Genomic DNA, 9,792 nt, shown 5'->3' with positions numbered 1-9,792 from the left:
AAGTATAGAGAAATACCCGTGTTTCCATGATTCATCCCGCATTTATGCAACGCCGCTTTTGGAAATGTAGAAAGGTGCGTTAGCGTAGCTCACCGTAGATAGCACCTATAGTGGTATTTTCGCCAAGGGATAGTTTGAAAGTAGCTCAGGAAAAGATCAGGGAATACATAGATAATGGTGTGCGTTTGGGTTGGTTAATTAATCGTAAATCTCGACAAGTAGAGATTTATCGGCAAGACCAAGAGGTAGAGGTATTGGAATCGCCTGTTACTTTGTCAGGAGAAGATGTTTTACAGGGGTTTATTTCAAACCTTGAGGCGATTTGGTAACTGACATAACCAATTTATTACAAACCAATAAAAGTAATTAATAAAACAGCGTGAGTATTATACCCAAAGAGATAAGTATAATTTGTGAGGACTTTAAATATAAAAAGACCAGCCTCCCACAGCTGGTCTAAAAAATATTTTTGCGTTGTCTTCTCAAGAGAGTTAAAACCCAATTACGCGTTCCTAAAATGCAACGGGCAACTTTTCTTAACAATATTGTAACAGCCAACACAGATTTTTCCAGAATATTCATCAAAAAAAGATATGGACAAAGCTTAAAAGCCTCTATCTATCAGGATAATTCAGCAGATCGCAAGGTATAGATGGCAGAGATAAAGGCAGACAAGGGAGAAAATTTTACCTTGTCTCCCTTATTCTTCTTATCCCCGCGTCAGTCTTAACCAATCGATTTCAACTTGACAGGCTACTGATGCTGGGAGCGATTTCTGCATCTGTTGGTGTTTCGCCCACGCGGAGGATTTTAGCCCCCAATTGCTGCAACTTGATATCAAGTCGATCGTAGCCGCGATCGAGGTGTTGTAAACCCTGAATTGTGGTTTGTCCTTCTGCCGCTAGTCCGGCGATGACTAACGCTGCCGATGCTCGTAAGTCTGTACCTAATACTGGTGCACCAGATAATTTTGGTACTCCCCGAACGAAAGCAGCATTGCCTTTGACACGAATATCTGCCCCCAAACGATTCAACTCTGAGGCATGACGCAAGCGATTTTCAAAGACGGATTCGTTAATTACGCTGTCGCCTTCTGCCACTGCTAGCAAAGCCATGAATGGTGCTTGCATATCTGTGGGGAAACCTGGATGGTATTGAGTTTCAATATCCGTTGCCTTAAGGGTTTCCGCTGGCAGAATGTGTAATTGGTTAGGCTTTTCATCAATTATTGTCACTCCAATATCCCGCAACTTGGCAATTACTGGGATGAGATGTTCTGGAGCCACTGGCGAGAGAAGAAGTTCTGAGCGGGTAATTGCTGCTGCTAGCAAAAACGTCCCAGCCTCAATGCGATCGGGAATAATGCTGTAGTCAACAGAATGCAACTTGGGGACTCCTTCGATAATAATTCTGCTAGTCCCTGCGCCCTTAATCTTCGCTCCCATCGCGTTACAGAAGTTAGCTAGATCGACTACTTCCGGTTCTCTGGCAGCATTTTCGATGATCGTTTCACCCTCTGCTAGGGTAGCCGCCATCATCAAATTTTCCGTAGCTCCAACGCTGGCAATGTCTAAGTAAATGTTCGCACCTTTTAATCTCCGGCTGCTGCCAGGGACGTAGGCATTACAAATGCCATGCTCAATTTGTACTTCTGCTCCCATTGCTTGCAGTCCTCGAACATGCAAGTCAACTGGTCTTGCCCCAATCGCACAACCGCCTGGTAACGGCATCTGTGCTACTCCCAGTCTTGCCAGAATGGCTCCAATGGCGAAAAAACTCGCTCTCAACTGGGTAACTAATTCGTAGGGAGCTTTTGATGTTTTAATGTCGCTGGCATTGATGTCTAAAATGTCACCTTGCCGGGTTAATTGCACACCCAAAGCCGATAACACCTGACCCATCCGCTCTACGTCCGCTAACAAAGGGACATTACGGATACGACAATCGCCCGGACACAGCAAGGCTCCAGCCATGATTACCAGTGCTGAATTTTTTGCCCCGCTAATTTTTACATGACCCCGCAAAGGATGCCCACCCCAAATTTGCAAGACTGAGGAGTCTGCTTCTGGAGTAATTTTGGCATCTGGTAAGATGGTAGAAGGATTAATAAGCTTACCTCCAAAAGTAATACGTATTTTATATGTTTGAAGTTGGTTTTGATTCTACAGTAAAGATTCAAAATGTCCACGTTTTAAAGCACTGTTTGGTATAAAAAAAATTTTTTTTGGGTGAAAATGCAGGCTGTAAACAAGCAATAGCAAGCTTTTTGAGATTTTTAAAAAATTTAAAAAAATAATCAATCAGCAGTAGTTTTAAGCAAAATTAAATACTCAGTAAAATAACTTAAGTATTCTCTAAAAATCAATGCTGTACTGTCGAGTTAATATTTTGATTCGACCTTGTACCTGAAAAACACGTTTCCAGTTAGAAACTTTTAAGTAGGCATTATGCTTTATACTTGACAAAGGTAAAACATAACGCAATAATAAGAAATTGTCGATAAGCACAAATGCCAGCGGAACTGGCGGAATGGCAGACGCGCTAGATTCAGGTTCTAGTGCCGCAAGGCTTCCGGGTTCAAGTCCCGGGTTCCGCATACTATCTAAGTTAGAAGTTATAAGTTAAGAGTTATAAGCTGAAAAACAACTAAATTAACTCCTAACTATTAATTTCTAACTCTTAACTTTTTGATGTTGACCAGTTTACAGAATTCCCTAGTCAAACAAATTCGCAAGCTGCACTCCACCAAGGAGAGGCATAAGCAACAGTTATTTTTACTAGAAGGGACGCACTTGTTAGAAGAAGCTTGTGCGGTCAATTACCTGCTAGAAACAGTGTGTTGTACCCCAGATTGGCAAATCGCCCATCCTTCGCTGTGGGAAGAAGCTTGTAGCCGATGCGATCGCGCCGAAATTGTCAGTAGAGAAGTTTTGGATGCGATCGCTACCACAGTCCAACCGGATGGTGTGGTGGCAACGGCAAAACGAAGCCAACGCCAAACTCAACTACCATTGACTGGTTTAGTGCTAGCTTTAGAGACGATACAAGATCCCGGCAACCTGGGTACGATGATTCGCACCGCCGCCGCCGCGGGAGCATCAGGGTTGTGGGTCAGTGGAGATAGTGTAGATTTAGATAGTCCTAAAGTTCTACGTGCTTCCGCAGGGCAATGGTTTCGCCTCGCAACAGCCGTAACCGAAGATTTAAAAGCGACAGTCCAACAAAGTCAGCAGGCAGGAATGCAGGTAGTGGCAACCTTACCCAATGCGACTTTAACTTATTGGGAAGTGGACTGGCGAAAACCCAGTATGATTTTACTGGGAAATGAAGGTGCTGGATTGTCAGCAGATTTAGCAGCGATCGCAGACCACCAAGTCAGAATTCCTTTGAGTCCTGGAGTGGAATCCTTGAATGTGGCGATCGCAGCCGCTTTAATGTTGTACGAAGCTCAACGGCAACTGATTTGTCAGGAATAAATTTTAACTTTTTACCCCAATTGGGTTTTTGTTATTTCTTCAAGATATTGTTCAATATCAGCAACTGCGTCCTCAAGAGCCGCTAAATCAATATCTATCAAGTCTCGATCGAGTTCGACTTCAGTAAAATTACTAGTATGCAGTTGGGGGATATCTTCTTCCTCAGTCGAACTTTCTTGCAAGATATCCTCCAACTGTTCGAGGGATTCTTGAAACACTCGATCGACAGCGCGCCGCTGTTCTGGCTGATTTTGCTCCATAATATTAACTTGAAAATCCTGATTTACTGACTTAATTTTGATTCTAGTTCCTACAGATTTAAATTTTGCACTTATAACATCATAGTTGTGTGCTGTATCAACTTTAGCAGTGGTTATGAAGAATATCGATAGCTGTCTCCAATTAACAGCAGGCAGATCGCGGAGCGTGTCTTAGACAAGGCAGAAGGCAGAAGGCAGAAGGAAAAAATTATGATTGATTACTTTAGTTGTGGGTCATTACCCTGTTTAAAAAAAAGATATGGTACGAGCATCAAGTGCCGTGAGATATAAAATAAGTCCAATGCTTTTAAACATAGGTTACTCTTGCTTCCTGAACGCGATCGCTACAGGTACACTAAATCAAGTTTGGCTACGTTTAGGTAAGTTTTATAAAACAGGTCTAATACTTAATTTGATAGACTATCCTAAATTTGAAATTATAAAAACTGGTAGCTCAGGGCTGATAACTAATTATGAGTGAAGCCTTATTCTGTATCGAAAATCTGCAAGTTGCCTATCCTGGGCGAAGTGGAGAAAAAACAAGCTGGGCGGTTGATGATGTATCTTTCACCTTGAAACCAGGTGAAAGAATGGGATTGGTGGGAGAGTCAGGTTGTGGTAAATCAACTATCGGACGGGCAGTAATGCGTTTACTACCATCCTCTAGCCGGATTGAGGGACGGGTGACATTTCAAGGACAGTCCGTGTTTGACTTGACACCTAATCAGTTACGGAAATTTCGGGGAGAAGCGATCGCCTTAATTTTTCAAGATCCCATGACACGCCTCGATCCTTTGATGACCATTGGTAAGCATTGTATCGAAACCCTCCAGGCGCACTCACCAGAATTATCAACGCGGGAAGCTAAAGAAAAAGCACTTGCTACCTTGGCAAAAGTGAATATTCCAGTCAGTCGTTGGAATCAGTATCCTCATGAGTTTAGCGGTGGAATGCGACAACGGGTAGCGATCGCTTTAGCTTTACTCCTCAACCCCAAGTTTATTGTTGCTGACGAACCCACTACCAGTTTAGATGTCACTGTTTCCGCGCAGATATTGCAAGAATTAACTCGCCTGTGCGGTGAAGAAAATATGGGATTGCTGCTGATTTCTCACGATTTAGCAATGGTGGCTGAGTACTGCGATCGCATTGGCGTGATGTACAACGGTAAGATGGTCGAAATGGGTTCTACAGAAACCGTATTTAGGCAACCTCAACATGAATACACGCGATCGCTCTTAAAAGCAGCATTACATATTCAAGCAGTAACTGATAGTGGAGAATTGATAATTGCCAATGACGAAGAAAAGCAATTACCGATTATTAATCAGAAATCTCCAATTTTGAGTGTTACAGAACTCAAGCAACACTACACTATAGAACCTAACTTTATCGAACGACTGCTTAACACACAAACGCAGACAATTAAAGCAGTAGATGGAATCAACCTGGATCTTTATTCAGGAGAAATTCTCGGCTTAGTCGGAGAATCAGGTTGTGGTAAAAGCACACTATCACGAACAATATTGCAACTAATTCGTCCCACTAGTGGTAAAGTTGAGTTTTTAGGACAGGATTTAACTAAACTATCGCCTCAAGAAATTCGTTCCTCGCGGCGACAAATACAAATGGTTTTTCAAGACCCTCATGCTTGTCTCAATCCAGCAATGACAGTGGGACAAAGTATTGCAGATCCTTTATTTATCCACAATTTAGCCAATCCTGCCAAAGCAAAAGAACAGGTTTTGTGGATGCTAAATAAAGTTGGCTTAACACCGCCAGAAGTGTATTATGAGCGTTATCCGTCGGATTTGTCTGGTGGGCAACAACAACGAGTAGCGATCGCTCGTGCTTTGATTACTCACCCGAAACTCTTAATCTGCGATGAACCAGTGAGTATGTTAGACGCCAGCGTTCAGTCGCAGGTGCTAGATTTGATGTTGCAATTAAAGGAAGAGTTTGAGTTAACTTATCTATTCATCACTCACGATCTTTGGTTAGCTCGATTTTTGTGCGATCGGATTGCCGTAATGAATGGTGGTAAAATTGTCGAACTTGGTCTGACAAAAAATATTTTTGCCAATCCTCAGCACCCTTATACCAAAACTTTACTAGCTGCTGCTCCCTTACTAGCACGCGCTTAACTAAAAAACTTTCAGTAAAAAAACACCCCATCATAGTAAGGGCGTAAAGCTTTGCGCCCTTACAAACCTAGAAATAATTTTAAATAATTTATTTTTTGCAAGTCCCTAAATAAAATCAGAAATTAGAAGTTTTAAACTCCTAATTCCTCACTCCTAACTCCTAACTATCTTCTCTTTCCTCAACTAATCTAGTTGGTTCTCCACTCGAACTATAAAGTTCAACGAATCTTTTAAATAGCAATGCAGTCTCGTGATTTGAAGTTTTACTTAAGTTGAATAAACGCCCTATATTTTTTTCAGCTAAAGTTCTTAAATACGGCAAATCTTCAAATAGAGTCAAGCAAGAAGCAAAATGCAATATTATTTGTAATAATGGCTTTGGCCAGTCTAAGTCACTATAAATATCTATAAAAAATTGATGTTCTGAATCATTTAACGGGAAAGCATGAAATATAACAATTATTCTTTTGTTATTGTAAACTGGGATACTTAGTTCAACAGTATAAGGGGTGTGTAATATTAAATCCACCTCTACAATAGGTTGTCGCCAAATTCTCAAAGGATTCGCTGGTGAGTCTAATATTGTTTGAAATTTAATTATCCCACCAGTATTTGTGGGCTGAAAGTGGCTAATTTGAAAAATTTTTAGGTTGTTAAGGCTAAATTTATGAACTGTTTCCAAATGCTTTAAGCTCAATAGATGATATATTTGGCAAATATAAGGAAACGGTAAAATATACTCCTGGCTTATCATGTGGAGCTTTTTTATTTGAAGCTTATTAGCTTGAGTGCGATCCAGATATTCTTGATACTGGCTGGGGTCTAAATCATTACTATTGAAGCTTTCTTCCGGCTTTAGATATAACCAACTCACAAAAAAGAAAGAGGCTGTAAATAGCTGAAATATTTCTATAGGAGATAAATAACCATCGGCAAATGCGGCTATACTCCTATCAGTTATCCCAAAAAGCCAAGATGGAATCCCAAAAACCCAAATACTACTTTTTATTTGATCTATAAAAAGCGCTATTTCAACAATTTTTGAAATATTAGTATTTTGATTAGTACTAAATTTATCATTAATGTTCAAACAATTAATAGACATAGTAATTTTTTTTAACTTTAATTGATTATTTTATATTAATTCTAAATAATAATATATGAGATCAACCTCTATCTTTAGCTATATATAACTTGTATTTATTAAAGAGAATTGAAACCCAGCTTTTATTAGAATAACGAGAAGTGTAATTTTTTGTTATGTAAAATTCTAAAAAATCTATGTGTTCACTCAGGATAGAATTATTTGTAATTTATCCTGCTAAAGGAATTGAGATATTATTTTCTGATAGAAAGCTTGGAGTAGAAAGGAGTATATAAATCTTTAGATAAAAATTTTATTTGTTCTGGGATGATAAATTTATCTATTTCTCTAGCATGAGTACTGAATCATGCTTTAGAAAGAAAAAGTTATAAATTAAAAAGTTTCTCTGTTAAATAAAATACATGAAGTAGGGTGTTGTAATTTTGCTCTAGTTATAACAGCAGTGGTGGCTTTTATAGTGGCGCATTGCATACTTGGTACTAAGGTTAGACATTATCTTATCTAAGGTAGACTATCCCTATCTGACAAAGTATCTGTGACAATTACGATAGAAACCGTAGAATTGCTACTATTAACACTGTATTATTCTTAAATATTTTCTGAAGATTTTTTCTGAGACGGTAGCAATGACCATTCGCCATGCGACTGAAACTGACTTGCCTGCAATTGTGGCAATTTACAACACTGCAATTCCTAGCCGCATGGCAACCGCTGACTTAGAACCAGTATCTGTGGAAAGTCGCCTTGCTTGGTTTAAAGGGCGATCGCCTTCACAACGCCCACTTTGGGTAATCGAAGTAGAAGGAGTAATTGCTGGATGGCTTAGTTTCCAATCCTTTTATGGTCGACCTGCCTATAGTAAGACTGCCGAAATTAGTATTTATATCGCCCCTAGCTTTCATCGATGTGGTTTGGGACGACAACTCTTAGCACAAGCAATTAGTGAAAGTCCTAGTTTGGGTATAAAGAGCCTAGTATGCTTCATTTTTGCCCACAATCAGCCCAGTTTAAAACTCTTTGAGACATTTGGTTTTCAACGCTGGGGACATTTGCCTAAAATTGCCGAACTTGATAGCGTTGAACGGGACTTAGTAATCATGGGGCTGCAAATTAGTAAACCTGTTGTTTAAAGCGATCGCTATTTTCTGAGACTTGTAAATTAAGTTTGGTAACAAACGATCTGAATTTATTGCCCGTAACCATTGCCATGATTCTCAGGTAATTCTTAGATAATTAGTAAGCGATCGCTTTTTTCTCATTTTTTCTAATTTCAGATTGTAGTCTAACCAAAATCCACTATTTTCAACTGTGTCTACAAACTAGTTGATTGAACTCGCTATCACATTACAAGAAAGATATTGTGTTAGGCTTTGAGCCTCCAAAAATGCCAGGACTTAAGCAATTGGCACAGTGCGATCGCTAGCCAGTAGTACATAGGACTTGCTGAAAAAGTAACAAAAAGCCTTGTGCTTTTAAATCTCCTGATTCATTGAGGAGCTTCATAGAGAAATAAAGCAACTAACTGGCATTGAATCATCTCAATGCTGTCAAGCCCGTCTTCAAAGAAATCATATTGCTTGAGTTATCTTAGTTTGGCTAAGACTGAAAAGTTTAGCTTATCAAACAGGTAAAACTATTTACAAGCTCAAGTACAATTTGCTTTCTAATTATTTAATTGAGCAACTAAAACGTCCAGATATTGCGATGTCTTCTGTGTAGTTTTTGGGTGCTCGGTGCGCTTCGCACACCATTGCTTGTGCCAGTTGCATAAGTCCTGAATGCGACATTACAATGACTTTGCAGTAGGATGATTTGCCTCTTTCTATTTAAAGTACAATCCTCATACTTAAATCTAACCACTTCGATTGAGTAATCGGCGCGCTGCTAGAAATATAGTCAACACCAGTTTCCGCCACAGCGCGAATCGTTTCCAAAGTCACATTCCCCGAAGCTTCAATTTTTACCTGGCTCTCTTGTTGGTGAATCAACTCTACCGCCTGGCACATTAGATCCAAAGGCATATTGTCTAGCATAATAATGTCAACCTTGTGCTGCAAAGCTTCTTTCACTTGCTCTAAACTTTCAGTCTCTACCTCTATAGTCAAGGGATAAGGAATCTGAGAACGAATACGGGTAACAGCTTCTCCAATTCCGCCAGCCGCAGCAATGTGATTATCCTTAATCATCACCGCATCATCCAACCCCATGCGGTGATTAATCGCCCCACCCAAAGCAGTCGCGTACTTTTCTAACAGTCTTAGCCCTGGCGTAGTTTTACGCGTATCCACCAACTGAGCAGGTAAATCAGCAATTTTCTCTACATATATATTAGTCAGCGTAGCAATTCCACTTAACCGCATAGCCAAATTGAGTGCGACTCGTTCCCCCATCAGCAGCGCATCCAGCGAACCATGAATTTCAGCTACCACCTGTCCCGGCTCACACCATGCACCTTCAGCCGCAACCGCCACAAAGCTAACTTTTTCATTCAAAATCTGAAACACCCTAGCTGCAACTGGTAAGCCAGCAATTATCCCTGAAGCTTTAGCCATCCATTTAGCAGAGCCTAGGGTCACATCTTCTACTAGTAAAGTATTTGTAGTGCGATCGCCCCTACCAATATCCTCCAATAACCAGCTACGCAAAAGAGGATCTAAAACCAGCCAGGGAGGCAAAACAGCAGAATTGCTCACAAATTTATTGTTTTCTTAGAGACTTCCAGCAATACTATAGCCTAAAACTCTTGCCATCCAAGGCTTTGATAGTGATGCAGAAGCGGTCCAAAAATATTTTGGGAAAAATAGTTG

The 9,792-nt window shown here is 40.2% G+C and carries 7 protein-coding genes, 1 tRNA gene and 2 pseudogenes; 6 read left to right on the top strand and 4 right to left on the bottom strand.

Going from position 1 to position 9,792, the window contains the following annotated elements; genetic code table 11:
• Positions 1-107: 107 nt before the first annotated feature.
• Positions 108-329, top strand: a pseudogene (locus tag RMY64_RS36380) (Uma2 family endonuclease); the annotation flags it as partial.
• A 411-nt stretch (positions 330-740) separates the two neighbouring features.
• Here the strand turns inward: RMY64_RS36380 and murA are convergent.
• On the bottom strand, positions 741-2,108 hold the full coding sequence (murA, locus tag RMY64_RS36375) for a UDP-N-acetylglucosamine 1-carboxyvinyltransferase (RefSeq protein WP_322675649.1): 1,368 nt from the start codon (positions 2,106-2,108) through the stop codon (positions 741-743).
• 407 nt (positions 2,109-2,515) lie between these two features.
• On the opposite strand from murA, the gene RMY64_RS36370 reads away from it, so the two are divergent.
• Together RMY64_RS36370 and RMY64_RS36365 are read left to right on the top strand one after the other, a co-directional pair.
• A tRNA-Leu gene (locus RMY64_RS36370) sits at positions 2,516-2,596 on the top strand.
• 94 nt (positions 2,597-2,690) lie between these two features.
• The gene (locus tag RMY64_RS36365) at positions 2,691-3,476 is read left to right on the top strand and encodes an RNA methyltransferase (RefSeq protein ID WP_322702650.1); all 786 of its coding nucleotides are present in this window, start codon (positions 2,691-2,693) and stop codon (positions 3,474-3,476) included.
• 11 nt (positions 3,477-3,487) lie between these two features.
• Here the strand turns inward: RMY64_RS36365 and RMY64_RS36360 are convergent, their stop codons facing one another.
• A complete protein-coding gene (locus RMY64_RS36360) occupies positions 3,488-3,736 on the bottom strand; it encodes a hypothetical protein (protein WP_322689887.1) in 249 nt (82 codons plus the stop codon).
• 473 nt (positions 3,737-4,209) lie between these two features.
• Between RMY64_RS36360 and RMY64_RS36355 the strand changes: the two genes are divergently transcribed.
• Positions 4,210-5,880 (top strand): ABC transporter ATP-binding protein, encoded by a 1,671-nt coding sequence (locus tag RMY64_RS36355; RefSeq protein ID WP_322689888.1) that lies wholly within the window; start codon positions 4,210-4,212, stop codon positions 5,878-5,880.
• Positions 5,881-6,040: 160 nt separating this feature from the next.
• Here the strand turns inward: RMY64_RS36355 and RMY64_RS36350 are convergent, their stop codons facing one another.
• Positions 6,041-6,985 (bottom strand): hypothetical protein, encoded by a 945-nt coding sequence (locus tag RMY64_RS36350; RefSeq protein WP_322702649.1) that lies wholly within the window; start codon positions 6,983-6,985, stop codon positions 6,041-6,043.
• A gap of 626 nt (positions 6,986-7,611) precedes the next feature.
• Between RMY64_RS36350 and RMY64_RS36345 the strand changes: the two genes are divergently transcribed.
• Together RMY64_RS36345 and RMY64_RS36340 are read left to right on the top strand one after the other, a co-directional pair.
• Entirely contained in the window at positions 7,612-8,115 is a 504-nt protein-coding gene (locus tag RMY64_RS36345) for an N-acetyltransferase family protein (RefSeq protein WP_322675644.1), read from the top strand.
• Between the two features lie 358 nt (positions 8,116-8,473).
• Positions 8,474-8,704 (top strand): annotated as a pseudogene (locus tag RMY64_RS36340) (transposase); the annotation flags it as partial.
• A 107-nt stretch (positions 8,705-8,811) separates the two neighbouring features.
• Here RMY64_RS36340 and nadC read toward each other — a convergent pair.
• Positions 8,812-9,678, bottom strand: a complete 867-nt coding sequence (gene nadC / locus RMY64_RS36335; RefSeq protein WP_322702648.1) for a carboxylating nicotinate-nucleotide diphosphorylase — start codon at positions 9,676-9,678, stop codon at positions 8,812-8,814.
• Between the last annotated feature and the right edge of the window lie 114 nt (positions 9,679-9,792).

The organism is Nostoc sp. DedQUE08, from assembly GCF_034530895.1.
In the GTDB taxonomy this organism is placed as follows: domain Bacteria; phylum Cyanobacteriota; class Cyanobacteriia; order Cyanobacteriales; family Nostocaceae; genus Nostoc.
Note: the sequence above shows the minus strand (reverse complement) of the source record. Positions and strands in the feature narration are given on the sequence as shown.

Bases quoted from the DNA above. Each gene is read 5' to 3' on its own strand.
- RMY64_RS36360 (WP_322689887.1), bottom strand. From the start codon at position 3,736: ATGGAGCAAAATCAGCCAGAACAGCGGCGCGCTGTCGATCGAGTGTTT.
- RMY64_RS36350 (WP_322702649.1), bottom strand. From the start codon at position 6,985: ATGTCTATTAATTGTTTGAACATTAATGATAAATTTAGTACTAATCAA.
- RMY64_RS36365 (WP_322702650.1), top strand. From the start codon at position 2,691: ATGTTGACCAGTTTACAGAATTCCCTAGTCAAACAAATTCGCAAGCTG.
- RMY64_RS36355 (WP_322689888.1), top strand. From the start codon at position 4,210: ATGAGTGAAGCCTTATTCTGTATCGAAAATCTGCAAGTTGCCTATCCT.
- RMY64_RS36345 (WP_322675644.1), top strand. From the start codon at position 7,612: ATGACCATTCGCCATGCGACTGAAACTGACTTGCCTGCAATTGTGGCA.